Annotated in this window: 27 protein-coding genes and 1 tRNA gene; 3 read left to right on the top strand and 25 right to left on the bottom strand. The window is 59.3% G+C overall.

Annotation, left to right across the window (positions count from 1 at the left end):
* The first annotated feature begins 193 nt into the window (after nucleotides 1-193).
* Nucleotides 194-649 (top strand): MarR family winged helix-turn-helix transcriptional regulator, encoded by a 456-nt coding sequence (locus B2X55_RS03420; RefSeq protein WP_055161544.1) that lies wholly within the window; start codon nucleotides 194-196, stop codon nucleotides 647-649.
* Between the two features lie 106 nt (nucleotides 650-755).
* On the opposite strand, the gene B2X55_RS03415 is transcribed toward B2X55_RS03420, so the two are convergent.
* The 20 genes from B2X55_RS03415 to rsmD all read right to left on the bottom strand — a co-directional run bounded on the left by B2X55_RS03415 (nucleotide 756) and on the right by rsmD (nucleotide 18,472).
* Nucleotides 756-1,565: an MBL fold metallo-hydrolase gene (locus B2X55_RS03415; protein ID WP_286820885.1), complete on the bottom strand. Its 810-nt coding sequence runs from the start codon at nucleotides 1,563-1,565 to the stop codon at nucleotides 756-758.
* A 107-nt stretch (nucleotides 1,566-1,672) separates the two neighbouring features.
* Nucleotides 1,673-2,410, bottom strand: a complete 738-nt coding sequence (gene rnc / locus B2X55_RS03410) for a ribonuclease III (RefSeq protein ID WP_055161538.1) — start codon at nucleotides 2,408-2,410, stop codon at nucleotides 1,673-1,675.
* A 4-nt stretch (nucleotides 2,411-2,414) separates the two neighbouring features.
* On the bottom strand, nucleotides 2,415-3,659 hold the full coding sequence (gene fabF, locus B2X55_RS03405; RefSeq protein WP_286820883.1) for a beta-ketoacyl-ACP synthase II: 1,245 nt from the start codon (nucleotides 3,657-3,659) through the stop codon (nucleotides 2,415-2,417).
* A 64-nt stretch (nucleotides 3,660-3,723) separates the two neighbouring features.
* The gene (locus tag B2X55_RS03400) at nucleotides 3,724-4,668 is read right to left on the bottom strand and encodes an NAD(P)H-dependent flavin oxidoreductase (RefSeq protein WP_055161532.1); all 945 of its coding nucleotides are present in this window, start codon (nucleotides 4,666-4,668) and stop codon (nucleotides 3,724-3,726) included.
* Nucleotides 4,669-4,751: 83 nt separating this feature from the next.
* Nucleotides 4,752-4,988: an acyl carrier protein gene (locus B2X55_RS03395; RefSeq protein ID WP_005842646.1), complete on the bottom strand. Its 237-nt coding sequence runs from the start codon at nucleotides 4,986-4,988 to the stop codon at nucleotides 4,752-4,754.
* 40 nt (nucleotides 4,989-5,028) lie between these two features.
* On the bottom strand, nucleotides 5,029-5,772 hold the full coding sequence (gene fabG, locus B2X55_RS03390) for a 3-oxoacyl-[acyl-carrier-protein] reductase (RefSeq protein WP_286820882.1): 744 nt from the start codon (nucleotides 5,770-5,772) through the stop codon (nucleotides 5,029-5,031).
* Nucleotide 5,773: 1 nt separating this feature from the next.
* Nucleotides 5,774-6,718, bottom strand: a complete 945-nt coding sequence (fabD, locus tag B2X55_RS03385) for an ACP S-malonyltransferase (protein WP_278823079.1) — start codon at nucleotides 6,716-6,718, stop codon at nucleotides 5,774-5,776.
* A gap of 121 nt (nucleotides 6,719-6,839) precedes the next feature.
* Nucleotides 6,840-7,787 (bottom strand): enoyl-[acyl-carrier-protein] reductase FabK, encoded by a 948-nt coding sequence (gene fabK / locus B2X55_RS03380; protein WP_055161523.1) that lies wholly within the window; start codon nucleotides 7,785-7,787, stop codon nucleotides 6,840-6,842.
* A gap of 4 nt (nucleotides 7,788-7,791) precedes the next feature.
* Nucleotides 7,792-8,796: a beta-ketoacyl-ACP synthase III gene (locus tag B2X55_RS03375; protein WP_286820880.1), complete on the bottom strand. Its 1,005-nt coding sequence runs from the start codon at nucleotides 8,794-8,796 to the stop codon at nucleotides 7,792-7,794.
* Nucleotides 8,777-9,805: a phosphate acyltransferase PlsX gene (plsX, locus tag B2X55_RS03370; protein WP_055161517.1), complete on the bottom strand. Its 1,029-nt coding sequence runs from the start codon at nucleotides 9,803-9,805 to the stop codon at nucleotides 8,777-8,779. Before plsX ends, B2X55_RS03375 begins: the two co-directional genes overlap by 20 nt.
* Nucleotides 9,806-9,819: 14 nt before the next feature.
* Nucleotides 9,820-10,380 carry a transcription factor FapR gene (gene fapR / locus B2X55_RS03365; RefSeq protein ID WP_055161515.1) on the bottom strand — a complete coding sequence of 187 codons (561 nt, stop codon included), beginning with the start codon at nucleotides 10,378-10,380 and terminating at the stop codon, nucleotides 9,820-9,822.
* Nucleotides 10,381-10,540: 160 nt separating this feature from the next.
* Entirely contained in the window at nucleotides 10,541-10,720 is a 180-nt protein-coding gene (gene rpmF, locus B2X55_RS03360) for a 50S ribosomal protein L32 (RefSeq protein WP_005842638.1), read from the bottom strand.
* A gap of 23 nt (nucleotides 10,721-10,743) precedes the next feature.
* Entirely contained in the window at nucleotides 10,744-11,253 is a 510-nt protein-coding gene (locus B2X55_RS03355) for a YceD family protein (RefSeq protein WP_036375985.1), read from the bottom strand.
* A gap of 103 nt (nucleotides 11,254-11,356) precedes the next feature.
* Entirely contained in the window at nucleotides 11,357-12,169 is an 813-nt protein-coding gene (locus tag B2X55_RS03350) for a PRD domain-containing protein (RefSeq protein WP_286820877.1), read from the bottom strand.
* A gap of 131 nt (nucleotides 12,170-12,300) precedes the next feature.
* Nucleotides 12,301-14,469 (bottom strand): PTS transporter subunit IIABC, encoded by a 2,169-nt coding sequence (locus B2X55_RS03345; protein WP_286820876.1) that lies wholly within the window; start codon nucleotides 14,467-14,469, stop codon nucleotides 12,301-12,303.
* Between the two features lie 208 nt (nucleotides 14,470-14,677).
* Complete coding sequence (gene larC, locus B2X55_RS03340; RefSeq protein ID WP_286820875.1) at nucleotides 14,678-15,904, bottom strand: nickel pincer cofactor biosynthesis protein LarC; 1,227 nt, start codon at nucleotides 15,902-15,904, stop codon at nucleotides 14,678-14,680.
* Nucleotides 15,905-15,934: 30 nt separating this feature from the next.
* A complete protein-coding gene (gene larB, locus B2X55_RS03335; protein ID WP_286820874.1) occupies nucleotides 15,935-16,687 on the bottom strand; it encodes a nickel pincer cofactor biosynthesis protein LarB in 753 nt (250 codons plus the stop codon).
* An 81-nt stretch (nucleotides 16,688-16,768) separates the two neighbouring features.
* A complete protein-coding gene (locus B2X55_RS03330) occupies nucleotides 16,769-17,401 on the bottom strand; it encodes an ATPase (protein ID WP_286820872.1) in 633 nt (210 codons plus the stop codon).
* A gap of 7 nt (nucleotides 17,402-17,408) precedes the next feature.
* Nucleotides 17,409-17,894, bottom strand: coding sequence for a pantetheine-phosphate adenylyltransferase (coaD, locus tag B2X55_RS03325; protein ID WP_036375971.1), 486 nt, complete (start codon nucleotides 17,892-17,894; stop codon nucleotides 17,409-17,411).
* A complete protein-coding gene (gene rsmD / locus B2X55_RS03320) occupies nucleotides 17,891-18,472 on the bottom strand; it encodes a 16S rRNA (guanine(966)-N(2))-methyltransferase RsmD (protein ID WP_055161506.1) in 582 nt (193 codons plus the stop codon). The genes coaD and rsmD overlap by 4 nt, the downstream gene beginning before the upstream one ends.
* Nucleotides 18,473-18,600: 128 nt before the next feature.
* Between rsmD and B2X55_RS03315 the strand changes: the two genes are divergently transcribed.
* Nucleotides 18,601-20,313 carry a DUF4127 family protein gene (locus tag B2X55_RS03315; RefSeq protein WP_286820871.1) on the top strand — a complete coding sequence of 571 codons (1,713 nt, stop codon included), beginning with the start codon at nucleotides 18,601-18,603 and terminating at the stop codon, nucleotides 20,311-20,313.
* An 80-nt stretch (nucleotides 20,314-20,393) separates the two neighbouring features.
* On the opposite strand, the gene B2X55_RS03310 is transcribed toward B2X55_RS03315, so the two are convergent.
* The gene (locus B2X55_RS03310) at nucleotides 20,394-22,598 is read right to left on the bottom strand and encodes a heavy metal translocating P-type ATPase (protein WP_349678222.1); all 2,205 of its coding nucleotides are present in this window, start codon (nucleotides 22,596-22,598) and stop codon (nucleotides 20,394-20,396) included.
* 162 nt (nucleotides 22,599-22,760) lie between these two features.
* Here B2X55_RS03310 and B2X55_RS03305 point away from each other — a divergent pair.
* Nucleotides 22,761-22,836: transfer RNA gene (locus B2X55_RS03305), tRNA-Gln, on the top strand.
* 121 nt (nucleotides 22,837-22,957) lie between these two features.
* Here B2X55_RS03305 and B2X55_RS03300 read toward each other — a convergent pair.
* From B2X55_RS03300 to B2X55_RS03285, 4 genes are all read right to left on the bottom strand, one after another.
* Complete coding sequence (locus B2X55_RS03300; protein ID WP_036375962.1) at nucleotides 22,958-23,677, bottom strand: hypothetical protein; 720 nt, start codon at nucleotides 23,675-23,677, stop codon at nucleotides 22,958-22,960.
* A 22-nt stretch (nucleotides 23,678-23,699) separates the two neighbouring features.
* Complete coding sequence (locus tag B2X55_RS03295; RefSeq protein WP_270528888.1) at nucleotides 23,700-24,197, bottom strand: CinA family protein; 498 nt, start codon at nucleotides 24,195-24,197, stop codon at nucleotides 23,700-23,702.
* Complete coding sequence (rimO, locus tag B2X55_RS03290; protein ID WP_055161503.1) at nucleotides 24,194-25,552, bottom strand: 30S ribosomal protein S12 methylthiotransferase RimO; 1,359 nt, start codon at nucleotides 25,550-25,552, stop codon at nucleotides 24,194-24,196. Before rimO ends, B2X55_RS03295 begins: the two co-directional genes overlap by 4 nt.
* Before the next feature lie 214 nt (nucleotides 25,553-25,766).
* On the bottom strand, nucleotides 25,767-25,967 hold a 201-nt coding region (locus tag B2X55_RS03285; protein ID WP_286820868.1), incomplete at its 5' end, for a zinc ribbon domain-containing protein.

Below are 25,967 nucleotides of genomic sequence, written 5' to 3'. Positions count from 1 at the left end.
TCCTTTGACTTTGGTGATATCGGATGATACCTTCTTCACTGTTCGATTAGTAAATAAATGTTTACTATTAACGACTTTTATAGTATAGTATATCTATATAAAAGTCAAGAAAAACCGTCTTATATTTGTCTTTGAACCGTCTTATACCATTCTGATCGCAATTCTCTTATACGATTCTTAAAGGAGTGATGTCATGACGACGCCATCCCCGGAAGCCTCCACAGATATATCCTTCGCCTTCATCGAGACGCTCGTGCTCATCCACCGCAACTTCTACCGCAACCTGGCAACGCCGATACCGCTCAACCAGTTCGCGACGCTCATGACGCTGCGCCTCGAGAAACAGGCCACCATCTCTGAGATTGGGCAACGCCTGAAGATCTCGAAGCAACAGATGACGAACATCTGCGACAAGCTGATGCAGGCCGGACTCGTCACGAAGCAGCAGGACCGCGAGGACCGGCGCCGCATCCTCGTCTCGATGACATCCGCAGGCGAGAAGATGCTCGACGACCAGAATGAGATTGTGCGTCAGAAGTTCCTGAGCAGCTTGCAGGAATTCAGCGAGGAGGAGCGAGCAGAGCTTTACCACTCCATCACGGACCTCAATCACTACATCGAGAAGATGGGCCCGTCGCACAACGGCTGAACCAGCATCAAGTCGGCAGCCGCCAGGCAACAGCATACGACAGAAAAAGGAGAAGCATCATCCGCTTCTCCTTTTTTCATCCCCATTTCCCGTGTGACAGCCGCGCTCAGCCGAGATCGATCACGTCGAGATCGTCCGGCACGAAGACATTGCCGTGATAGTACTCTTTGGCCTCCGCTGTGTACGCCTGCTTGCGGCTCTCGATGCTCTTGTCCTCCGTGTGATAGAGCACGAGGTTCTTGACGCCGAGCGTCTCGGCGAGCTCGCTGGCCTCCTTGACCGTCGAGTGGTTCTTCTCATACGGCTTGAACTTATCGCGGTCGCCGTACTTGCAGAAAGCCTCGGCGAGCAGCCAGTCTGCACCCTTGGCGTAGACCTCGTCGTGCTCGTTGTAGGGCTCGTCACCTAGGCAGGTGAAGCGCATGCCATCAGGGAAGCGCAGCTCATAGCCGAACTGCTTCGCCTTTGTCGAGAGGATATCGAAGGCCGTGAGCTGGAGCCCCTCGAAGTTGACGACCGTGCCGTCCTTGACCTCGTGCAGGAAGATGCTCGTGCCCACGCGTGCGAAATCCTTCTTCTTTAGCGTCATCTTCGTCATCGCGAGCAGCATGTCGCGCACGACGTCATGGCAGTAGATGTGGAACTCGCCCTCATACTTGCCCTTGTTCATGAGGTCCGCGACCTTGCGCATGACCCAGATAACGCCGAGCACGTGGTCCGTGTGGCCATGCGTCACGAACATATGATGGCACTTCTGGTAGTCGAAGCCCGCGAGCTCAAGCTGGCACAGGATGCCGTTGCCGCCGCCTGCGTCCGTCAGGAACAGCGCACCATTCTCAAGCGTCACATAGAAGCATGTGTTGTAGCATTTCGTCACCATGGCATTGCCCGTGCCGAGCATCGTAAGTTTTCTCATGAAAACATCTCCCATCCACTATCTCATTTATCTCATTTGACTACAATTTAATTATAAAACAAAGGTGCCGACCTTGTCAGCACCCTTGCTCTATATTACAGCGCTGCTCAGCGCTTTTTCTGCGTATGCGGGGCGATTTTCTCGAGTGCAGCGCGGGCAGCGTGCTGCTCCGCTTCTTTCTTGCTGTGGCCTGTGCCCTCGCCCATGACTGTTCCCGTCACGCGCACGCGGAACGTGAACTCCTTAGCGTGGTCGGGGCCGGACTCGGAGACGAGCTCATACGTGATGCTCTGCCCGTCCTTGCGGAAGACAATCTCCTGCAGGATGGTCTTGTAGTCCTTGAGGATGGCACCGTGCTCGGCGTTCTCGAACTCGCCGCGTAGCTGGCGCACGACGTAAGCCTGCGCCGCCTCCCAGCCCTGGTCGAGGTAGACAGCACCGATGACGGCCTCGAAGACATCTTCGAGGTTCGTCTGGCGCGTGCGCCCGCCGCCCATCTCCTCGCCGCGTCCCAGGAGCAGGTAGTCGCCGAGATGGAGTCCGGACGCGAGCTTGGCGAGCGTCGTCGAGCAGACAATGCTCGCACGCGTCTTCGTGAGCTCGCCTTCCGGCATCTCCGGGAAGTGTTCGTAGAGATAGGTGCTGGAGGCAAGCTCCAGCACAGCATCCCCCAAAAATTCGAGGCGTTCGTTATGGGGCGTGTTCCGCTTCGACTCATTGGCATACGAGGTATGCGTCAGAGCCTGGTCGAGGAGTGCGAGATCGTGGAAGGTCACGCCGAGGCGCTCCGAGAGCGCCAACAGCTGCTCGCGGCGCTCTCCTCCTTCCTTCCGAACGTTTCTCATCGCATTACTCCGTGTACTTCTTCATGACGATGCACGCATTGTGACCGCCAAAGCCGAAGTTGTTCGAGATGGCCGCGCGTACTTTCTTCGCGCGCGCCTTGTTCGGCACGTAGTCGAGGTCGAGGCCCTCGTCCGGCGTCTCATAGTTGATCGTCGGCGGCATCATGTCGTTCTCGACCGTCAGCGCCGTGGCAACTGCCTCGATACCGCCCGCGGCACCGAGCAGATGGCCCGTCATCGACTTGATGGACGAGACGGAGACATCCTTGGCATGCTCACCCCAGACGGCCTTGATGGCCAGCGACTCACCCTCATCGTTGAGATGCGTCGAGGTGCCGTGTGCATTGACGTAATCGATATCGGCAGCCTGAAGGCCGGCATCATCGATGGCGAGCTGCATGCACTTGGCCTGGTACTCGCCGCCCGGTGCCGGGCTCGTCATGTGGTAGGCATCCGAGTTTGCACCGTAGCCGGCGAGCTCTGCGTAGATGTGTGCGCCGCGCGCCTTGGCATGCTCGAGGCTCTCGAGGATGACGAGGCCAGCGCCTTCGCCCATGACGAAGCCGCTGCGGTTCTTGTCGAACGGGCGCGATGCGTGCTCCGGATCATCGTTGTGGTCCATGCAGAGTGCCTTCATCGCGGCAAAACCTGCGACAGCTGCCTGGCTGATGGCTGCTTCCGTGCCGCCAGCGACCATGACATCTGCCTTGCCTTCCTGGATGACGCGGAAGGCATCGCCGATGCAGTTCGTGCCCGTCGCGCAGGCCGTGACGACGCACGAAGACGGACCGTGGAGCTTGTAGGTGATGGCGACCTGGCCAGCGGCGAGGTTCGCGATCATCATCGGGATGAAGAACGGGCTGATGCGGTTCGGGCCCTTGTCAAAGAGCTTCTTGTACTGAGCGTGCATCGTCTCGATACCGCCGATGCCCGCGCCGATGTACGTGCCGATGCGGTCACGGTCTTCCTTCTCGAGATCGAGACCTGCATCCTCGATTGCCAGCTTAGCCGCAGCGACAGCGAACTGTGCATAGCGGTCCATGCGCTTGGACTCCTTCTTGTCGATGTAGTCCGTCGGCTCGAAGCCCTTGACTTCGCCTGCAATCTGTGCACCGTATTCCGATGCATCGAAACGGGTGATCTTGCCGATGCCGTTCTTGCCTTCCATGAGGCCTTCCCAGAATGCGTCCTTGCCGATGCCAATTGGGGTGATGGCCCCCAGGCCCGTAATTACTACGCGTTTACTCAAAACAATGACTCCCCTCTAATATCTTGTATCTTGCTGTCCCCGTGCTCCCTGCGGCATTGGGGACTCAGTTGGCAGCTTCTGCTTCTTTCTTGAGCTGCTCGAAAATCTCGTGCACCGACATGATCTTGTCGATGCGCGGCATGTATTCGCCCGTGAAGACGAGGCCCGTCTCCACATCGCCCTGCTGCGCGCGGATCAGCGCGCGGATGATGCAGAAGTTATGCTTGCAGGCCTTGAGACATGCGTCGCACGTCTTCGGCGGCACAGGGCCCTCGAGGACGCGTGCCGAGAACGGCGTGCGCACGGCACGCCCTGGCAGCCCGACAGGGCTGTGGATGACGACGATGTCCTCCGGCTTTGATTTCAGGTAATATTCTTTGAGGGCCGGTGCCGCGTTGGATTCCTCCGAAGCCGCGAAGCGCGAGCCCATCTGGACGCCTGCTGCGCCCATCTTTATCAGATCAACGATGTCCTGGCCATGAAGGACGCCGCCGGCCGCGATGACCGGGACTTTGACTGCTGCACTGACATCCGAGATGAGATCACGTACCGACGTGTTCGTCCCGAGATGCCCGCCAGCTTCCTTGCCCTCCAGCACAATGGCTGCTGCGCCAAGACGCTCCGAGATTTTAGCTAATTTTACAGAAGAAACAATCGGAACAATCGGCGTTCCGGATTCCTTGCCAAGGCCAAACATATCGCGTGAAAAGCCTGCACCTGCTACAACGAGATCGATGCCCTCATCGATGGCCGTCTTGACAATGCCAGCAAAATCACGGGCTGCTACCATGATATTGATGCCAATGATACCAGATGTGAGCGACCGTGCGAGCCTGATTTCATAACGCAGTTCGTCGTGGCTCATGCCAGATGCAGCAATGAGGCCGATACCGCCCTCGTTCGCAACGGCTGCGGCCAGACGGGCCGTTGACAAGCGGATTGCCATGCCGCCCTGCTGGATCGGTACACGCGCAATCTTGTTGCCAATCTTAAGCTCTGGAAGTTTCAATGTTACTCCTCCAATCATTTTACCTCTTAAGAAAATCCCGCGAAGCAACTTCACGGGATTCTCAAAAGGTAAGACGCTCAATCTTATTTGTCCTTGTGCTGGTCAATGTAGGTAACTACATCCTGAACGGTCTTGATCTTCTCAGCAGCCTCATCCGGAATCTCAATGTTGAATTCCTCTTCGAAAGCCATGATCAGCTCAACGATATCCAGGGAGTCAGCGCCCAAATCATCGATGAAGGTAGAATCGATTGCGACCTCGTCCGGCTCAACGCCCAGCTGCTCAACAACGATATCTCTAACTTTTTCAAAAGTCGACATGAAGTTTCACCTCCTTAAATTAGTATCCTATATAGTTATATCACATAACCATGCCGCCGTCTACATTGACGACCTGACCAGTGATATAGGATGAACAATCTGATACGAGAAAAAGTACGGCACCAGCGACGTCTTCCGGGCGGCCCATCTTGCGCATGGGAATCTCCTGGACCATCGCTTCCTTGACTTTGTCCGAAAGGACTGCCGTCATATCCGTGTCGATAAAGCCCGGTGCAACCATGTTGACCGTGACGCCGCGCGCAGCGAATTCCTTGGCTGCCGACTTCGAGAAGCCGAGCACGCCAGCCTTCGCTGCAGCGTAGTTCGTCTGGCCGACATTGCCCATGAGACCGACAACCGAGCTCATGTTGACGATGCGGCCGCTGCGCTTCTTCATCATGATCTTCGCAGCTGCCTTCGTGCAGTAGAAGACGCCCTTGAGGTTCGTGTCGATGACGGCATCGAAGTCCTCGTCCTTCATGCGGACGAGCAGACCGTCGCGCGTGATGCCGGCGTTGTTGACGAGGATGTCAACCGTGCCGAACGCCTCGACAACTTTTGCAAACATTTCTTCTACTGCAGCACTGTCTGCCACATTGGCCTTCACGAGGATTGCCTCGCCGCCATTCTTCTCGATCTCGCTCTTGACTTCCTCCGCTGCCTTCTGGTTGCCAGCGAAGTTGATGGCAACCTTGGCACCCTCAGAAGCGAGGCGGATAGCAATGGCACGGCCGATACCGCGCGACGCACCCGTTACGAGTGCGACCTTCCCATCTAAAAGCATATTAGCGAACCTCCTTCAAATAGTCAAGCGTTTTTTGCAAACTTTCAAGGTTTTCGACATTGAGACTCTTGATAGAACGGTCGATGCGGCGATTGAAACCGCAGAGCGTCTTGCCCGGACCGGCCTCGACGAACGTGTCAGCACCGAAGGCCTGCATCGTCTTGACGCAGGTGATCCAGCGGACCGGATGGTCAGCCTGTGCGACGAGGTTCGCCTTGATCTCCTCTGCTTTCGTCTCCAGTTCGCCCGTGTAATTCGAGACAACCGGGAAGGCAGCATCGTGGATTGCGACTTTCGCGAGCTCGTCTGCGAGCTTCTCGGCGGCCGGCTTCATGAGCGTCGAGTGGAACGGCGCAGAGACGGGCAGAATGACGGCCTTCTTGGCACCAGCTGCCTTGAGCTCCTCGACGGCCTTCTCCACGCCCTTCGTCGTGCCGGCGATGACCGTCTGGCCCGGGCAGTTGAAGTTGACGGGCTGGACCTCGCCAGCTTCCTTCGTCGCCTTCTCGCAGGCGGCGGCAATCGTCTCGTCGTCGAGGCCGATGATGGCGGCCATGCCGCCCTCACCGACGGGGACGGCCTCCTGCATGTACTGGCCGCGCTTGTGGACGAGCGCGACGGCATCCTTGAAAGAAAGGACGCCCGCTGCGACGAGAGCCGAGTACTCGCCGAGGCTGTGGCCGCCGGCGACATCCGGCTGTATGCCGTGTTCCTTGAGGATCTCGTTGACGATGACGCTGACCGTCAGGATAGCCGGCTGCGTGTTGGCCGTGAGCTTGAGGTCGTCTGCCGGCCCCTCGAAGCACATGTCCTTGATGGAATATCCAAGTGCCTCGTCGGCTTCGGCAAAGAGTCTCTTGGCGACGTCATACTGGTCGAAAAGGTCTTTGCCCATCCCGACAGCCTGTGCGCCCTGCCCCGGAAATACGAATGCGAGTTTATTCACCTTTCACTACCCCCTGTTCTAGATTCGCTCTTGCTTCTCTGTATTGCATGTATCTATGCTCTATTTATATATTAGATTTACTGTATTTATTTATGATAGCAACGTGCTTGACTTATCGTGATTATCTGCAGTCGTCCTGGATCGTCTCGATGACGCCTGGCAGGCCTGCGACGATGTCTTCGATGATTGCCTTGACCGGCTTGATGTCGTGAAGCATGCCCGAGATCTCGCCGATCATGACGGAACCGTTCTCGACATCGCCCTCATGCGTCGCGCGGTGCAGGGAGCCTACGCCGAGCTTCTCGAGCTCTTCTGCCGGAGCGCCTGCCGCCTCGAGTTCCTCATACTTGCGCGTGAGCTTGTTGTGGAGCACGCGTGCCGGATGGCCGAGCGTGCGGCCCGTGACGACCGTCGAGCGGTCTTTCGCCTTGAGGACCATCTTCTTGTAGTTCGGATGCGCGATGCACTCCTCACTCATGACAAAGCGGGAGCCCATCTGGACGGCCTGTGCGCCGAGCGCAAAGACAGCCGCCATGCCGCGCGAATCCGCGACGCCGCCCGCACCGATGACCGGCACGTCGACAGCGTCGACGATCTGCGGCACGAGTGCCATCGTCGTGATCTCGCCGATGTGGCCGCCCGACTCCGTGCCCTCTGCAATCAGGGCATCGACGCCAGAGCGCACGAGGCGCTTCGCGAGTGCGACCGATGCAACGACCGGGATGACCTTCGTGCCGATCTCCTTGAGGGCCGGCACGTATTCGCCCGGGTTGCCAGCACCTGTCGTGACGACGGGGACCTTCTCCTCGAGCACGACCTGCATGACTTCCTTGACGTACGGGCTCATGAGCATGACATTGACGCCGAACGGCTTGTCCGTCCAGCCCTTGCACTTCTGGATCTCTGCGCGCAGGATCTCCGGCGGCATGTGGCCGGCGCCGATGATGCCGAGGCCGCCGGCATTCGAGACGGCCGAGGCGAGCTCTGCCGTGCCGATCCAGGCCATGCCGCCCTGGAAAATCGGGTACTTTATGTTGAGTAACTTACAGATTGCATTGTTTTCGAACATCAGATTAGTCCTCCTTAGCCCATTTCATGATGCAGGATGCCCAGGTGAGTCCGGCACCAAAACCGGCCAGGGCAATGAGATCGCCTTTCTTGAAGCGGTGCGCCTGCACTGCCTCCGCCAGGGCAACCGGTATGGACGCCGCTGACATATTGCCATATTTCCCGATATCGACGATGACTTTCTCCGCCGACAGTTCCAGGCGCTTCGCCGCTGCATCGATGATGCGCGTGTTGGCCTGATGCGGGACGAGCCAGTCAATCTCCGTCTTCTCGATGCCTGCGCGCTCCAGCGACTTCTCGACCGTCTCGCCGAGAATCTTGACTGCGAAGCGGAAGACCGCCCTGCCGTCCATGTGGATGCAGTTCTCGTGCATCAGCAGGGATTCTGCCGTCAGCGGCTTTTGACTGCCGCCTGCAGGGATGTCGAGCAGGTCGCCGCCCGCGCCATCGCTGCCGAGGTCGAAGCTCAAAAGGCCAAAGCCTTTGTCGACCGGGCCAAAGACAGCGGCACCGGCGCCGTCGCCGAACAGGATGCAGGTATTGCGGTCCGTCCAGTCCACGACCTTCGAGAGCGTCTCCGCGCCGACCACGAGGATGTGGCGGTAGACGCCCGTCTCGATGAACTGGCAGGCCGTCGCTGCCGCATAGGCAAAGCCTGAGCAGGCCGCCGAGAGATCGAAGGCACCGGCCTTCGAGGCCCCCAGTCTGTCCTGCAGGATGCAGGCCGTCGAGGGAATCGTGCGGTCCGGCGTCATCGTCGCGACGATGATGAGGTCGAGGTCTTCGGCACGCACGCCGGCATCTTCAAGGGCCATGCGGGCTGCGCGCTCCGCCAGGTCCGATACAGGCTGGTCCTCGCGCGCCACATGGCGCTCGTGTATGCCCGTGCGCTCGACAATCCACGCGTCATTCGTGTCGACCATCTGCTCGAGGTCCTCGTTCGTGATGACCTTCTCGGGAACATACCAGCCCGTCCCGATGATACCAGCGCTATTTCTTTTCTCCATCATGCGTCAGTATATCCTCCTTTGCAAGTGTATCCTGGATGTGTGCGAGGACATCCCCCCGGACATAATCGTTCGCCACACCGATTGCACTGCAGATGGACTTGGCGTTCGACGAACCGTGGCTGATGATGCAGCAGCCGTTGACGCCGAGGAGCGGCGCACCGCCGTACTCCGTGACATCAAGGCGCTTGCCGAGCTTCTTGAGCGTCGGCATCAGGAGAAGCGCACCGAGCTTGGCGAGGATGCCGCCGCCCTTGATGGCCTCTTTGATGAGCTTCAGGATTGTCTTTGCCAGTCCCTCTGCAAATTTTAGCACAACATTGCCAACAAATCCATCACAAATTACGACGTCGAAGTTGCCCTTCGGCACATCGCGCCCTTCGGCATTGCCGCAGAAGTTGATCGTGTGCATGTTCTTGAGCAGTGCGTACGTCGCCTTGGCCTGCTCATTGCCCTTCGTCTCCTCTTCACCAATATTGAGCAGTCCGACGCGCGGGTTCTTGATCTTGAAGACGTATTCGGCGTAGATTGAGCCCATGATGCCGCTCTGGACGAGGTGCTCCGGCTTCGAGTCCACGTTGGCCCCGGAGTCGAGAAGCAATGTGACACCCTTCGGTGTCGGCATCGGCGTCGCGATAGTCGGACGGCCGATGCCCTTGATGCGGCGCAGGATGAGCTGCGCTGCTGTCACGGCCGCGCCCGTGCTGCCAGCCGACAGCACAGCATCGCAGACGCCGTCCTTGACGAGACGCGTCGCCACGACGATGGAGGCATCCTTCTTCGTGCGCACGGCATCGGCCGGATGCTCGCCCATCTCGATGACCTGCGAGGCGTGGTGGATGGAGATGCCGAGCTTCTCCCAGCCCGGCTCCTTCGACAGGACCTCGCGGATCTTCGCCTCGTCGCCGACGAGGACGATCTCACAATGGTATTTCTTGGCGGCGCGCACCGAACCGAAAACAATCTCGAGCGGTGCGTAATCGCCGCCCATGGCATCAACTGCAATCTTCATGCCAGAATTCCTCCTCACTCCTCTCCCCACGAAACCATGATGAATTTCGCACGGAATACTTCCTGGGTATCATTTCGCGTCTTGACCCAGACAAAATACTTATTGCCGCGTACCTTGACGATCTCCGCCTTGGCGATGAGCTTCTCGCCGACGTGCACCGGCACCTTGTACTTGACGTTTGCCACGCCGGTGACGGCCATCGGCGCATCGATGAGCGCGAGGGCCAGGGAATTGGCCTGCGAGAACATGTAGTAGCCCTTGGCGATCTTCGTCTTCGCGAAGACCATGTCATCGGTGATGCGCAGAAGAGAGATGCCGGAATGGCCAAGCTCGAGGTCGATGAGTTCACCGACAACATCACCGCTCTCGATGGACTTGACCTTGTTCTGCGCGCTCTCCGCCATCTTGCGGATGCGCCCGCGCAGCTCCGGTATGCCGAGCTCCAGCCGGTCGAGGCGGATGGTCTGCACGCTGACACCGAGTTTCTGAGCGAGCTCCTCGTCGGTCAGGAACGGTTTCTCCTTGACCTGTTGCAAGAGGAGCTGCTGACGCTCCTTCTTCTTGACCCTTGCCATGCCTTCATCTCCTCCCCAATATTTTAGTACCTGATATTACAACCTTATATCAGGATTCATTATACGGTGTTTGTCCTAAAAAAGCAAGCCTCTCATCGCGCAATCGGGAAAGTGGCAAAAAAAAGAATAAGCAGGACTATGTCCTGCTCATCTATCGTTCTTATTCAGCTGCCTTGACAACCTCTTTGCCATCATAGTAGCCGCATTCCGGGCATACATGATGAGGCATCTTCGGTTCGTGGCACTGCGGGCAAGCTACGAAGCCAGGAGCCTCGAGCTTCCAGTTCGCACGGCGCTGGTCGCGGCGTGCCTTGGAAGTCTTGCGCTTTGGTACTGCCATCTCGGATACACCTCCTTACGAGTTCATTTCTTATTTTTCGCCAATAATTCCTGCAAGGCGGCCATGCGCGGGTCCGGTACAAACCGATCGCAGCCACAGTCTCCCTGATTGAGGTCTGCTCCACAGACGGGGCAGAGGCCCTTGCAATCGGGCTTGCAGAGCTTGCTGAGCGGCTGAGCCGCCAGGACGGTATCGCGGACAAGCTCCGTGATATCGATGAGGTCGCCGTCGAAGCGATTGACCTCTTCATCCTCAGCCATCTCACCCGTGCGGCGGAATTCTTCCGAGAAGGGATGTTCCTGCTCCTCTTGGCACGGTGCCAGGCAGCGGTCACACACAAAGGATTTCGTACAGCGAATGACGCCTTCCGCACGCCAGCAGCTTCCCGTGTGGACGATATGCCCCTCGACCGTCAGAGGTCCCACAAAGGCATAATCGTCCGCAACGGCGCCGATGGCTTCGGCCGTCGTCGTGAACGCAAACGGAATCTCCTGCATGAAGTCCGCATTCGATTCAGCAATGTTTATTTTCATATCAGCATCAACCTCCATACATTATAGCGATGTGCCCATTCCTTTGTCAAGTATCAACTGTCCTCGGGCATCCCTGCGCGCAGCGCCTGAGCCATGAGGACGGTCAGAGCACGCGCTGGATGTGGATGGCGAGCAGCGTCGTCTCCGCTGCCGCGACGGGCAGGCGCAGCTTCCTGGAAAGCGACACTGAAAGCTTTTCTGCGAGCGCATAGGCCTTGGGGTACATCTTGCGCACGTAATCGTCCATCTGGATGGGCACCACCTCCTGCGCGCGGATGCGCAGGATCATGTAGCAGATGTGGCTAACGAGGCGCGTGTACTTGAGCTCTGTGCGCCGCAGCGTCAGCCCGAGCTCTGCTTCAAGTTCCGCGATGCACTCGGCGGCCAGCCGGATGTTCGTCAGGCTGTCGCCCGCATTCTGCTCGCTGATGCCCGCATGGATGTGCAGGGAGAGGTAGCCCGCCTCCTCAGGCGGCAGCTCTACGCCATCTTCCCGCTCGATTGCGCGGATACCCTGCTCGGCGATGCGGTACTCGTCGGGAAACATCGCCATGATGTCGTGCTGCAGAGGATTGGGCAGGCGGATGCCGCGCCGGCAGCGCTCGAGCGCCATCGCGATGTGGTCCGCCATCGGCAGCAGGATGTCATCGGCCATGTCAGGGAATGACTTGCGCGCCTCGTCGAGCACGCGCGCCGCGAACTCGACCGCATGCGCATCGATGCCGTTGATGCGCTGCAAGGCGCTGCTTTCCCCATCGGTGATGAGGTGGTAGACCTTGGCCTGCGGCAGGAGCCCGAGCCGCTCGCCGCTCTTCTTCCCGAAGCCGATGCCCTTGCCGAGCAGGATAACTTCCCTTCCTTCCTCCGTCAGCGCCAAGAGCCCGTTGTTGTTCAAAGGCTTTATGACACGAAACATAAAAAACCCCCTTATATGATGCTATCATTATAACCCATTTCCGAGGTCATATGCTATAGCCATACAAGGAGATTTTTTACGGTGATTATACGGTTATACGATGATTATACGGTTATAATGATAGGATCTGCTCAGAACTTCGCGACTTCGTCAAGTGCCTTGACTGCGCCCGTCTTCTCCATCTCGATGGACTGGCCTTCCTGCAGGCCCGTGAAGATGACGAGGCAGGCATCCGACTTGGCATTCGCCTTGATGAACGCATCGTCGAAGTGCATGAGCTTGTCGCCCTTCTTGACCTTCTGGCCGTTCTCGACGAAGACCTCGAAGCCCTTGCCGCCGAGATTGACGGTGTCGACGCCGATGTGCAGCAGGTACTCCGTGCCGTCAGCGGCCTTCATGCCGATGGCGTGCTTCGTGTCGAAGACGAAGACGACTTCGCCGTCGGACGGCGCGTAGACCGTTTCTTCCGTTGGGTAGACGAAGTAGCCGTCGCCCATCATCTTGCTCGCGAACGCCTCATCCGGCGCCTCAGCGATCGGGTGGACGTCGCCGGCGACAGGCGTGCAGAGCGCATGCGCAGCAGCCTGCGGTGCAGCAGCCTTTTTCTCTTCAGCCTTTGGGGCCTCTTCTGCCTGAGGCTCCTCTGCCGGGGCATCGAGTTCCGGCTCGATATCGGGGGCCGTCTCGAGGTACGTCTCGAGGTTGGCCTTGATGACGGCAACTTGCGGGCCGTAGATGACCTGGACACCCGTTCCCTTCTTGATGACGCCGACAGCGCCCGTCGCCTTGAGGATCTTCTCGTTGACGAGCGAGGAATCCGCCACCGAGCAGCGCAGGCGCGTCGCGCAGCAGTCAACCGAGGTGATGTTCTTCTTGCTGCCGAGGCCGCGCGCGATCATCGAGCTCTTGGCATCCTCGACGCTCTGCTGCGAACTGCCATCTGCACCAGCGCCCTTCTTAGCCTGGTAGTCAGCCTTCGTGTAGAGCTTCGTCTCCTCGTCGTCGTCCTCACGGCCCGGCGTCTTGAAGTCGAATTTCTTGATCATCCAAGTGAAGATGAAGTAATAGAGGAAGAAGTAGATGATGCCGACCGGGATGATGTACATCCAGCTCGTCTTCGCCTCGCCCTGCAGGATGCCGAAGATGAAGAGGTCGAGCAGGCCGCCCGAGAACGTCAGGCCGACAGCGATGTTGAGCATGTGCGCGATCATGTAGGCTGCGCCGGCGAGGACAACCTGAACGCCGAAGAGTGCCGGTGCGACGAAGAGGAAGGAGAACTCGATCGGCTCCGTGATACCCGTGAGCATCGAGGTCAGGGCAGCGGAAAGCAGCAGGCCCTTGGCCGCCGTCTTCTTCGACGGCTTCGCACAGCGGTACATGGCGAGCGCTGCACCCGGCAGGCCGAAGATCATGAAGATGAACTCACCGGAGAAGTAGCGCGTCGCGTCAGCGCTGAAGTGCGCGACATCCGGCGAGGCGAGCTGCGCGAAGAAGATGTTCTGGCCGCCCTGGACGAGCTGGCCGTCAATCATCATCGAACCGCCGACGCCCGTCTGCCAGAACGGCAGGTAGAAGACGTGGTGCAGGCCGAACGGGATCAGGGCGCGCTTGATGATACCGAAGATCAGCGTGCCGACGTAGCCCGTGCCCGTGACGAGGCTGCCGAGCGCGAAGATGCCCTGCTGTGCCAGCGGCCAGACGAAGTAGAGGCCGATGCCGACGAAGAGGTAGACGACTGTCGAGATAATCGGCACGAAGCGCGAGCCGCCGAAGAACGACAGCGCGTTCGGCAGCACGATCTTGTGGAACTTATTGTGGAGGTACGCGACGCCGATGCCGACGATGATGCCGCCGAAGACGCCCATCTGGTACGACATGATGCCGCAGGAGCTCGCGATCGTGCCCTCGAGCACGCCCGGCGCAATGGTGCCGTCCGGAAGGATCTGGCCGTTGAGCTTGAGCATGGCATTGCAGGCGCTGTGCATGACAAAGAAGGAGATCATGGCCGCGAGAGCCGCGACCTCGCGCTCCGCCTTGGCCATGCCGATAGCGACGCCGACGGCGAAGATGATCGGCAGGTTGCCGAAGATCGTGCTGCCCGCGCTGGCCATGATGGTCAGGAGACCGCCGAGAAGCGTGCCATCGCCAAAGATGGCTTCGAGACCATACGTCTTGATCGTCGTCGGGTTGGTGAACGACGCGCCGATACCGAGCAGGATACCGGCAATCGGCAGCACAGCGACCGGCAGCATGAAGCTGCGGCCGACGCGCTGCAGTACGCTGAAGATTTCGTCTTTCATAAGACCGTCCTTTCCCGCCGCGTGCAGGCACAAAAAAGGCATCAGCAAAAAGCAACTACAAAAATCCCTTCCTCTAAAACGGGATCTGCTGCTCTTCGCTGATGCCTGCATGACCAGTAACACGCGAACCTTGTTACAACATATCTTGATTTCAACAGGACTCATTATACGACATCTTCATCGTGTTGTAAAGGGCTCTTTTCGCATTTCAGCTCTTACTCTCTAGCAGTCCATCGCAGGCAAGCGCGGCGAGGGCCAGTCGCGCGGCCTCTTCCACCTGCTTCAGCGGCACACCTGCGCGGCGCGCCAATAAGCAGCAGTCCTCGTACTCCGGCTTGCTGTTGACGAGCGCCCCGTGCCAGAAGGCTCGCTTGCAGGCGACCTCGCCGTACGGCGTCGCGACGTGCACCGTCTCGCGCTCCGCCTCGATGCGCTGCGCCACCTTGCGGACGCGCAGGCCGATGCTCGTCGTCTCGCGCAGGATGACGGAGGCGCACGCATCCTTCGAGCCCGTGCGGCAGAGCACAGAAAGCATCGCGGCCGGCCGCGTCTTCTTCATGACGATGGGCGTCGTCCAGACGTCGAGAGCACCGACCGTGAAAAGGCGCTCGTAGAGATAGCCGTAGACCTGTGGGCTCATGTCGTCGATATTCGTCTCGAGCACCAGGAAATCCGTCCCCTGCCCGTTCTCCGCTGCCTCATCAAGCTGGCCGATATAGAGGCGCAGCACATTGGGGATGGCAAGATCCCAGGTACCGGCACCATAGGCGGCGCCAGCTGCGCGGAAACCCTCCGGCAGGCTCTCCGAGAAGGCAGCCTGGCTGCGCAGGAAGGCCGCGCCCGTCGGCGTCGTGAGCTCCTTCTCGGCGCCGGCATGATAGCTCGGCCAGTCGAGCAGGAGCTCGGCCACCGCTGGCGCGGGCACTGGCATAAGGCCGTGCGCGCAGTGCACGAAGCCCGAGCCCGTGTTGACCTTTGAGGCGAAGACGCACTCGATGCCCAGGTAGTCGAGGCAGATGGCCGCGCCGACGATGTCGAGGATGGAGTCGACCGCGCCGACCTCGTGGAACGCCACCGTGTCGGCGGGGCGCGCGTGCACCTTGCCCTCCGCCTCCGCAAGCATCTGGAAGATGGCCAGGCTGCGCGCCTTGACCGCCTCCGACAGCGCGGATGCTTCAATCAGCGCGCGGATATCCGCCATCGTGCGATGCTCGTGCCCATGTTCCCCATCATGATAGGGAAGCCTGACATCGACATAGCAGGCGGCGATGCCATTCTTCATGACGGGCTCCACCTTCATCACATAGCTGCCCTCAAGTGGCAGTTTCGCGAGCTCTGCGCGAAGATACGCCTCCGGCACGCCTGCCTGCAGGAAGGCCCCGAGCAGCATGTTGCCGCTGATGCCCGAAAAACAGTCGAGATAAATCGCTTTCATAAATGCATCTCCTCTATCTTCTCCGCCTTTTCAGCGCAGATGGTTGATCCTGCTCGCGAGCACGCCCGCGCCAAAGCCGTTGTCGATGTTGACGACGCTGACACCCGCGGCACAACTGCTGAGCATTGCTAGGAGTGCTGTAACGCCGTGGAAGGCCGCGCCGTAGCCGACACTCGTCGGCACGGCGATGACCGGCTTGTCCGTCAGTCCGCCGACGACGCTCGTGAGCGCGCCTTCCATGCCGGCGACAACGATGATGACGTTGGACGCCTCGATGTCCGCCCTGTGGGCGAAGAGCCGGTGGATGCCCGCTACGCCGCAGTCGTAGTGCACCTTGACCACGTTGCCATAGAGGTGCGCCGTGAGGCGCGCTTCCTCCGCCACGGGGATGTCGCTCGTGCCGGCCGACAGGATGAGGACCATGTGCGCTGCGTCGCGTCTGGCAGGCCGCTCGATGTAGAGGATACGTGAAACCGCATCATACTCAGCCTCCGGCAGTCTTTCCTGCACAAAGGCGGCCTTCTCCGCGCTCATGCGCGTCGCCATGACGCTGCCTGCACTGCTCTTCGCGAGCGATTCCATGATGGCGAGCACCTGCTCCCCCGTCTTGCCCTCGCCGTAGATGACCTCCGGGAAGCCCTGGCGCGTTTCGCGCGCATGGTCGACCTCCGCAAAACCGAGTTCCTCAACCGAAGACTTCTCCAAGTATGCCACGGCCTCCCGCTCCGAGAGACGCCCGTCTTTATAGCGGCGAAGCATCGCCACGATCTCCGCATCCGTCATGCGCTCCTCATCCTCCTGTCAAGAATCAAAAAGGCCCATGATCTTCATCATAGGCCATCATTTGCATGCATTCTCACGCACTCATTCTTCTGCCGGCTTCTCCTCTGCCGCGGTCTGGGCCTGCGTCGGTGCCGACTGTGCAGGAAGGGGCGGCTGTGGCTGATTGAGCCCCGCCTTGGCCGTCTGCAGGACCTGCAATGCCTGCTGGAGTCCCTGCGTGACCTGCTGGACACCTGCGGCGGCCTGCTGCACGCCGTTCTGCGCCTGTTGGACGCCGTCAAACGTCCGCGAGACATGCGCGATCAGCTGCTCGAAGACCTGGTTTGCGTAGGCGTCCACATTGTTCTGGAGCTCCCGCGCCTGCGCTTCTGCGGCCTGGACCATCGCCGTCTCCTTCTGCTGTGTCTCCTGCAGGATCTCCTTGCCGCGCTGCTTCGACTTCAAGACGATCTCGCTGTTCTCCACCATCGCTGCAGCCTGGCGCTCCGCCTCCGTGCGGATGTGCTCCGCTTCGCGCCGCGCGTCCTCGATGATCTGGTCGCGCTCCTTCATGATGACCTCTGCCTTATCGAGTTCCTTCGGCAGGTCATTGCGCAGTTCCTCGACGTAGTGGACGAGGTCGTTATCGTTGATGAGGATGTGGCCCGTGAACGGGAAGGTCTTGGCCGTGGCCACCATGTTCTCGATCTTATTTAAAGTCTCGCGTACTCCCATATTCCGCTTACTCCCTTTCTTGTCCTAGAATCTGGATTGCCTGCTCCACGCAGGGTGGTACCAGGCCGTGCACATCACCGTGGAAACGGATGAGCTCCCGGATCCCCGAGGAACTCACGAATGAATACTCCGGCCGCGTCAAGAGGAAGACCGTGTCGATATCGGGCTCCAGATGGCGGATCATATAGGCTTCGTTCTGCTCGTACTCGAGGTCCTTGATGGAGCGGACGCCGCGCACGATGACATGTGCCTCATGCGCCTTCATGTAGTCCGTGATGAGCCCCGAGAACGAGTCGACCCTGACATTCTCGATGTGCGCGGTCGCCTCGCGCAGGAAGCGCACGCGCTCCTCGACCGGGAAGAACGCCTGCTTGTTCACATTGTGGAACACGCAGATAATGATCTCGTCAAACATCGTGCTGGCGCGCTCGAAGATATCGATGTGGCCATTCGTCACGGGGTCGAAACTGCCTGAACAAACGGCTCGCCTCATTGCTCTGCCTCCTCTATCTCTTTCAGGTACGCTTTGCGCTGGAAGAAGCTCAGCTGCGTCGTGCGGCCGTAGCGGCGGTTCAGCACACAGCGAAGCTCCGAGAGCTCCGGCATATCGTTCTCATCCGCGCCGTGCTCGACGACGAGGATGCCGGCGTGAGCGAGCACCGTGCTCTCGTCGAAAAACGTCAGTGCCCGCCAGGCGAGGCCCTTGTGGTAGGGCGGATCGCAGAAGATCAGGTCAAAGGACTCCCCGCCCTGCGCAAAGCGCGAGAGCTGCGCGAAGACATCGCAGCCGTGCACGGCAGCCTTGTCCTGCAGGCGCGTGTGCACCGCATTCTCGCGGATCAGCGCCGCCGTCGCCTGGTCGACGAAGCAGGCCGACGCTGCGCCGCGCGACAGCGCCTCGAGCCCGAGATTCCCTGTGCCCGCAAAGATGTCGAGCACCTTGCGCCCGTACACCTTCTGGCCGAGGATGTTGAACAGGGACTCCTTGATCCGGTCCGACGTCGGCCGTGTCGCCTGGCCCTTCGGCGTCTTGAGGCGGCAGCCCCGCGCCGACCCCGTTATGATTCTCATATATTCCACTCCAAATCAAAAAGCCTATAAACAGATTCATTCTACCATACTTTGCCGCTTTCGTGAACCTTTATGGTATAATTAACTAACGTGTATCAAACATCTGTAGAGAAAGGATGGACATCTCTTTGGAACGATATCGAAAGCGCCGCGCTCTCCTCATTCTCGTGCTCGTGCCGCTCCTCGCGCTCGGTCTCTGGAATCTGCGGGCCCTGCGCCATCCGGCCGGCACGCCTGTCTCGCCGCAGGAAACAACGGCGCATCATGTCATCCTCGTGCCGCTCGACGGCCGCCCGCCATGCCGCCAGTTCGTCATCGACGCGGGCCGCATCGGCGGCACGGAGGTCGTGACGCCGCCACACGAGCTGCAGGACTACTACTCGCAGCCCGGCGACACGAAGGCCATGCGCCGCTGGCTGCTCGAGGAAGTGGCCAAGGGAACGACCAACGCCGTCTTCCTCTCCGTCGACCAGCTGCTCTACGGCGGCCTGCTGACGGCCCGCGAGAAGCAGGCCACACCTGCAGAGGTCGAGGAGTTCCTCGCCTTCCTGCGCGAGCTCCACGAAGCCAATCCCGCCGTGCCCATCTACGCCTTCAGCATCCTGCCGCGACTGACGCCGCAGGACACGATCGACGGCTACGACGAGCGGCGCGACATCATGGCCTACTCGCGCCTCGCCGGCCGACAGGCTGCAGGGCTGCCCGTCGACGAAACGAAGCTCGCCGCCCTCAAGGCGAAGATCCCGCCCGCAAGCCTGGAGCGCTACCTCGCACACTTCCGGGAGAACGCCACACTCAACGAACGGCTCATCGACCTCACGCACGAGGGCACGCTGGCGCGCCTCGTGCTCGGTCAGGACGACGGCGAGGAGTACGGCATCCCGAACATCGAGAAGTACGCGCTCCTGGACTACATCAAGAGCCTCGGCCTCTCTGACCGCCAGGTCTTCCTGACGCACGGCGCCGACGAGATTGCCCTGTCGCTGCTCGCCGCTTGGCACAACGAGCAGACTGGTTATGCGCCGAAGATCTTCGTCGCCTACAACGACCCCGGCGCGCGCGACCGCGTCATGCCCTACATGGCCGTCTCGACGGGCATCTGCACCGAGGAGAAGATACGCCTGACGGGCGGCTCACTCGCCGCCTCGCCGGAAGAGGCCGACTTCACGCTGCTCGTCTCGACGAACGACACCGACAAGGACACGCTCTGGAGCCGCGGTGCCTGCGTGCGCCTGCTCGAAGACAACCTCGCCAAGGGGCAGCCGACAGCACTCGTCGACCTCAGCAAGCACTTCAACGCCGATGAGACAGTCCTGCCACAGCTCATCGCGGCCGCCTTCCCCGTCAACCGCCTGCTGGCCTACGCGGGCTGGAACACGACGAGCAACGCCCTCGGCACGGCGATTGCCCAGGCCTGCCTCTACCGCTCCTCGCTGGAAACAGTGAGCAGCGAGGATGAAGCCATCGGCCTCGCCGCCGCGCAGGTCCGCTTCCTCGAGAACCGCATCCTCGAGGATTACTTCTACCTCAAGGAAGACATCGACACCATCAACGGCACGCTCAAGAAGGCCGACTACACCAACACAGCCGACCTCGACCTCGACCACAACTACCGCTGGGCCAACCTCATGCTGCGCACCTCGATGACGCGCCACCTGCTCGTCTACAAGAACACGGCCGCCTTCCGCGCGCCCTTCCCCGTCGCTGCACCCTCGGGCACCATCTATCTGCAGCTCCACGACATGCAGGCCGACATGAGCTTCCCGTGGCCGCGCACGTTTGAGATTTACCTCGAGACCACACCATTTTTTGAACATCTCTCTTCTGCACCGGCAACGTAATACGCATTTGCCAATAAAAAATCGGCTGTCCTGACGGACGGCCGATTTTTGTAAGGAAACCGAATATTTATATTCAAAATTCAAAGGTAAATTTCGCAGTCGTCTTCGACTTTCTTACAGTTCGTGCGCACCTGCTGCATGACCTGTTGCGGGTCAGCCCCGTCGCGGAACTCGACTTTCATTTCCTGCATCATGAAATTGACCACGGCATTTCTGACGCCCGCAGTCTTTTTTGCGGCCCCTTCCATGAGATTCGCACAGTTCGCGCAGTCCACGTCAATCTTATACGAATGAACTGCACTCGTTTCCTGCGGCGAAGATACAGCCCCTGCTGCCTTATCGTCAGCCAAGGACTCAGCAGCCGTTTTGCCTTCATTTTTAGCTGCGGGGATGACCGGGGCACGGCCGCCGGCAAAGAGTGCGCGCATGGCGTTGAGCACGGCGATGATCATGACGCCGACGTCGGCAAAAATCGCTGCCCACATCGACGCAAGGCCAATGGCACCGAGCACGAGTACAATGACTTTGACGCCGATGGAGAAGACGATGTTCTGATGCACAATGCGCAGCGTCTTTTTCGCAATGCACTTCGCCACAGAAATCTTCAGCGGGTCATCGTCCATCAAAACGATATCCGCCGCTTCGATGGCGGCATCCGACCCCATGGCTCCCATGGCAATGCCGACATCCGCGCGGGAAAGCACGGGGGCATCGTTGATGCCGTCACCGACAAAGGCCAGTTTTTTATGCTTGTCTTCCTCACGCAGGAATTCTTCGACTTTTGCCACTTTATCCTGCGGCAGCAGCTCACTGTAGACGGCATCGAGGCCGAGCTCGCCCGCGACCTGGTCTGCCACGCGCTTCGCATCGCCGGTCAGCATGATGGCTTTTCTGACGCCATTCCTGTGCAGAGCCTTGATGGCCTCGGCAGAATGTTCCTTGACGATATCCGAGACTACGATGTGGCCGGCGTATTCCCCATCGATAGCCACATGGACAATCGTGCCGGTCTTTTCGCACGGATGCCAGGCCGCACCGATATCCTGCATCATTTTCTCGTTGCCGACACAGATGACCCTGCCGTTGACATGTGCGCGTACCCCGCGGCCGGCAATTTCCTCCACATCCTCAACCCTGCAGTCATCGGCCTCATGCTTATAGGCATTGCGCAGCGATACGGCAATCGGATGCGTCGAAAAACGTTCGACATGCGCCGCGAGGTGCAGGAGCTCCTGCGGATTGATGGTTTCCGGATGAATGGTCGCAACTTCAAAAACACCTTTGGTCAGGGTTCCTGTCTTATCAAAGACAACCGTATCGACATCTGCCAGCGTTTCCATGTAATTTGAGCCCTTGACGAGCACGCCTTCGCGGCTCGCCCCGCCAATACCTGCAAAGAACGATAGCGGAATGCTGATGACGAGAGCACACGGGCAGCTGATGACGAGAAACGTCAGCGCGCGGTAAATCCAAGTGCCCCATTCCGGTGCCATGCCCATGCCCACAATGCGTACCAGCGGCGGTACGATGGCCAGCGCCAAAGCGGCAAAGACGACAATCGGCGTATAGACACGCGCAAATTTAGCAATGAAGTTCTCCGACTTTGATTTGCGTGAACCCGCTTCTTCAACGAGCTTCAGGATTTTCGAAGCCGTCGATTCGGCAAATGCCTTTGTCGTGCGGATATGCAGCAAACCGCTGGTATTGATGCAGCCGCTGATGACTGCGTCCCCCTGCTTCACACTGCGCGGCAGGCTCTCACCGGTAAGCGCCACCGTATTGAGGCTCGAGTGTCCCTCTGTAATCACGCCATCGATTGGCACTTTTTCGCCCGGCTTGACCAGGATAACCGAACCAATGCTGACATCATCCGGCCGGACTTTTTTCATTCTGCCGTCTGCCTGCATGAGGTTTGCATAATCTGGTCGGATATCCATGAGGTCGGAAATATTGCGGCGGCTGCGCCCGACGGCATAGGACTGGAACCATTCGCCGACCTGATAAAACAGCATGACGGCGATGCCCTCAGTATAATCTCCGTCCTCATAGACAGCCAGAGCCATGGCACCAATGGTTGCGACAGCCATGAGCAGGCATTCGTCAAAGGGCTGACGGCGCCAAATGCCCTTGCCCGCTTTGATGAGGATATCATAGCCGACAATCAGATACGGCACGAGATATGCGAAAAAACGCGTCGTGCCCGAAAGCGGCAGATATGCCAGCAGCACCATGAGTAGTGTCGCGGTAATGATACGGATGAGATTTGTCTTTTGCCTTTGATTCATATTCGGCCTCCTATTTACCAACATATGAGCAATTGTTCATTCGTTAAGTAAATTATAACAATGCAGCTATGAAAATGCAATAGATATGCCTGAAAAAAAATAAAAGATATGGGTTGACAGATGCCGTATTCATCCGTATAATATATAAATGTCGAAAGACACAGGGGTATCGCCAAGTTGGTAAGGCACGGGTCTCTGAATCCCGCATGCGTTGGTTCGAGTCCAGCTACCCCTGCCATATGAATGCAGAGCCAGTCCGCAAGGGCTGGCTTTTTTGATGCCTGCGTCACCATGCAAGCCATGGACCGTACAAGCAAAAGGGCTGCCGCACGACTCTTCCGTGCGGCAGCCCTTTTGCCTTACTTCTTGTTCTTCTTGTCTTTCTTATCTTTCTTGACGTTCTTGACTTTCTTGTCCTTGCTGCTCATGAGCTGCTTGCCGTCGACATCCTTCAGAGTCGTGATGCCCTTCTGGAAAGCGGCGAGCGACGATTCGCGCAGGTCCGGGTTGTCGATGAGCTCAACGCCGTAGCGATTGCCCTTCTCCGTGCGGAAGAAAGCGACGGCCATCTGCGTATCGGCCTTGGCCACGCCGTCAATCTGGCCGTCACCGTTCTCGTCGATCTCGATTTCCTTGGCCGTCACGGCGTAGATGGCCTTGTTCTTCGCGTTGAGATTGACGAGCATGATGCCCTCGTAGCCGTTGCTGCCCATGATCCCCGAGAGCAGTTTCTCGGCATCTGCTTCCTTGAGCTTGTTGAGATCTGGCACGCTCTTGTTGTCAAAGGCGTCCGTCAGCACAATCCAGGCGTACTTGATGTTGTAGCCGTCGTTGTCGAAGATAAGGACATCGCCCTTCCTGTCCTCGTAGAGCGCGCTGGCCGGAATGACGCCGACCGGCTTCTGCGGACACTGTATCGTGTAGCCGTACTGCTGGCTCGTGTAAGTGTAGGGCAGCGCGGCTTCGGCTGCCTGCGAGGCTGCCGCCGGTGCCTGCTCTGCGGCAAAGGCCGGCATAGCCGGCATCAGGAGCAGCGATGCACCGAGTGCCGCCGCTGCCATATAAGAATGGAAACGCATAGTATCTCTTCCTCTCTTCTTGTCAGGCTTGTTCCTGTTTCAGCTGTTCAAGATACGCGCGGGTCATCTCGAGGGCCGTGTCGGTCGTCTGGCGCTTGATCTCCGTGCGCGCGCCGCTGAAGTGATTTTCTTTGACCATCGTACCCCTCGGACCTGAAACGGCGATGAAAACGAGTCCGACGGGTTTCTGCTTCGTGCCGCCGCCCGGGCCGGCGATGCCAGTGATGCCGACGCCGATATCCGTCCCGATGGCGCGCGCGATGCCCTCTGCCATCTCGCGCGCCGTCTCCTCTGAGACTGCCCCGTGCGAAAGCAGCGTCTCGTGACGCACGCCGACGAGCGATTCCTTGATGCGGTTCGTGTACGAGACAACCGAGCCCATGACGTAGGCCGAGCTGCCGGCGATATCTGTCAGGCGGCTCGTCAAGAGGCCGCCCGTACACGACTCGGCGCAGGCAATCGTGAGCCCCTGCGCGAGGAGTTCCTTTCCTACGCTTTCTTCAAGAAGCTTCTTGCTCATTCCGCTGCCTTCTTCCCCGTCTCTGCGCCGTCAATGCGCTCGCCGACGACGTCGTAAGTGAAGCCCTGCAGGACGCGCACGCGCACGATGTCGCCCGGCTTGCTGTCCGCATCGTTCTCGACGTAGACCTGGCCATCGACCTCGGGCGCCTCGCGGTAGGAGCGGCCGACCGAGATGTTCGGCTGCTCCTCGTCGCGACCCTCGATGAGGACATCGAGTTCCTTGCCTTCAAGCGACTGGTTGATCTCCTCGGAGATCTTGCACTGCAGGCTCATGAGGTCGTGATAGCGCTCCTGCATGATCTCCTCCGGCACCTGGTTCGGCATATCGTAGGCCGGCGTCCCCTCTTCGCGCGAGTACGTGAAGACGCCGACCTTGTCGAGGCGCATCTCCTCGAGGAAGTTGCGCAAGGTCTGATACTGGGCATCCGTCTCGCCCGGGAAGCCGACGATGAAGGTCGAGCGGATCGTCACGCCGGGGATGCGCTCGCGCAGCTTGTGGATGAGCGCGCGCATCTCCTCCTGCGTGTCAGGACGGCGCATGCTGCGCAGCACGGCATCATGCGCGTGCTGCAGCGGCAGGTCGACGTACTTGCAGATCTTCGGCTCGCTGGCGATCGTCTCGATGAGCTCGTCGCTGAAGTACTTCGGGTAGCTGTAGAGCGTGCGCACCCACTTGAGCTTCGGCACCTTGACGATCTCGCGCAGGAGCTTTGCGAGCTTCGGCTGGCCGTAGAGGTCGCGGCCGTACTCCGTCGAGTCCTGGGCGATCAGCACGACTTCGCGCACGCCGTTCTCCGTCAGGTGGCGGATCTCATCGCAGATGTCCTCGATGCGGCGGCTGCGGTAGTCGCCGCGGATGTACGGGATGGCGCAGAAGGCGCAGCGGTTGTTGCAGCCCTCCGCAATCTTGACGTAAGCCGTGTACGAAGGCGTCGTCGTGATGCGCGGCGTGTGCTCGTCGTAGAGCGCTTCGTCCTTGCCGGCAATGACAAGGCGATGGCCCTTGAGCGTCTCCTCGACGGCCTCCATGATGCGGCCCCAGGCGCCCGTGCCGATGATGGCGTCGGCCTCGGGAATCTCGTCTAAGAGCTCCTGCTTGTAGCGCTGGCCGAGGCAGCCCGCGACGATCAGGCTGCGGCAGCGGCCGCTCTCCTTGTACTCGGCCATGTTGAGGATGGTCGTGATCGACTCCTCCTTGGCCGACTGGATGAAGGCGCAGGTGTTGACGATCAGGATGTCGGCCTCGGCCGGGTTGGCCGTGAGCTCAATGCCGTGCTGCTGGAGGATGCCGAGCATGACCTCCGTGTCAACGAGATTCTTGGAACAGCCAAGACTGATGAAACCAGCTTTCACTGAAATACCTGCTACTAAAAACATAGAATAACATAGAAATTATCTATGCCTAGAAATATTCCTTTTTCATCGTGTATGCTTTTGTCCAGGCAAGCCTGAGACTACTCACAAGTTCTTGTACACTCCAAAGGCGTCGGCCATATTCCCTGCGCGGCAGGGCAACGGCCTGTTTCCGACTAGCCATCGGTACATTTATGAAATGCGCGAGCGTGAATCAGGCGATGCGATAGTCCTTCGTATCGCGCAGATTCAGCGCTGCATTCAAATCGCGGTCTTCCTTGTAGCCGCATGCAGGACAGACGTAAGTGCGGTCTTTGAGTTTCAGGCCGCTATGCACATGCCCGCAGGCGTGGCAGGTCTTGGAACTCGGGTAGAAGCGGTCCGCGATGCGGAATTCAATCCCGATGATCTCTGC

It is taken from the genome of Mitsuokella sp. UBA4253 (assembly GCF_002395285.1).
Classification (GTDB): domain Bacteria; phylum Bacillota; class Negativicutes; order Selenomonadales; family Selenomonadaceae; genus Mitsuokella; species Mitsuokella jalaludinii.
This window is presented reverse-complemented; position numbering and strand designations above follow the sequence as displayed.

Coding starts and splice junctions, on each gene's coding strand:
- B2X55_RS03420 (WP_055161544.1), top strand. CDS start 194: ATGACGACGCCATCCCCGGAAGCCTCCACAGATATATCCTTCGCCTTC.
- B2X55_RS03415 (WP_286820885.1), bottom strand. CDS start 1,565: ATGAGAAAACTTACGATGCTCGGCACGGGCAATGCCATGGTGACGAAA.
- rnc (WP_055161538.1), bottom strand. CDS start 2,410: ATGAGAAACGTTCGGAAGGAAGGAGGAGAGCGCCGCGAGCAGCTGTTG.
- B2X55_RS03395 (WP_005842646.1), bottom strand. CDS start 4,988: ATGTCGACTTTTGAAAAAGTTAGAGATATCGTTGTTGAGCAGCTGGGC.
- fabG (WP_286820882.1), bottom strand. CDS start 5,772: ATGCTTTTAGATGGGAAGGTCGCACTCGTAACGGGTGCGTCGCGCGGT.
- fabK (WP_055161523.1), bottom strand. CDS start 7,787: ATGTTCGAAAACAATGCAATCTGTAAGTTACTCAACATAAAGTACCCG.
- B2X55_RS03375 (WP_286820880.1), bottom strand. CDS start 8,796: ATGATGGAGAAAAGAAATAGCGCTGGTATCATCGGGACGGGCTGGTAT.
- plsX (WP_055161517.1), bottom strand. CDS start 9,805: ATGAAGATTGCAGTTGATGCCATGGGCGGCGATTACGCACCGCTCGAG.
- fapR (WP_055161515.1), bottom strand. CDS start 10,380: ATGGCAAGGGTCAAGAAGAAGGAGCGTCAGCAGCTCCTCTTGCAACAG.
- rpmF (WP_005842638.1), bottom strand. CDS start 10,720: ATGGCAGTACCAAAGCGCAAGACTTCCAAGGCACGCCGCGACCAGCGC.
- B2X55_RS03355 (WP_036375985.1), bottom strand. CDS start 11,253: ATGAAAATAAACATTGCTGAATCGAATGCGGACTTCATGCAGGAGATT.
- B2X55_RS03350 (WP_286820877.1), bottom strand. CDS start 12,169: ATGTTTCGTGTCATAAAGCCTTTGAACAACAACGGGCTCTTGGCGCTG.
- B2X55_RS03345 (WP_286820876.1), bottom strand. CDS start 14,469: ATGAAAGACGAAATCTTCAGCGTACTGCAGCGCGTCGGCCGCAGCTTC.
- larC (WP_286820875.1), bottom strand. CDS start 15,904: ATGAAAGCGATTTATCTCGACTGTTTTTCGGGCATCAGCGGCAACATG.
- larB (WP_286820874.1), bottom strand. CDS start 16,687: ATGACGGATGCGGAGATCGTGGCGATGCTTCGCCGCTATAAAGACGGG.
- B2X55_RS03330 (WP_286820872.1), bottom strand. CDS start 17,401: ATGGGAGTACGCGAGACTTTAAATAAGATCGAGAACATGGTGGCCACG.
- coaD (WP_036375971.1), bottom strand. CDS start 17,894: ATGAGGCGAGCCGTTTGTTCAGGCAGTTTCGACCCCGTGACGAATGGC.
- rsmD (WP_055161506.1), bottom strand. CDS start 18,472: ATGAGAATCATAACGGGGTCGGCGCGGGGCTGCCGCCTCAAGACGCCG.
- B2X55_RS03310 (WP_349678222.1), bottom strand. CDS start 22,598: ATGAATCAAAGGCAAAAGACAAATCTCATCCGTATCATTACCGCGACA.
- B2X55_RS03300 (WP_036375962.1), bottom strand. CDS start 23,677: ATGCGTTTCCATTCTTATATGGCAGCGGCGGCACTCGGTGCATCGCTG.
- B2X55_RS03295 (WP_270528888.1), bottom strand. CDS start 24,197: ATGAGCAAGAAGCTTCTTGAAGAAAGCGTAGGAAAGGAACTCCTCGCG.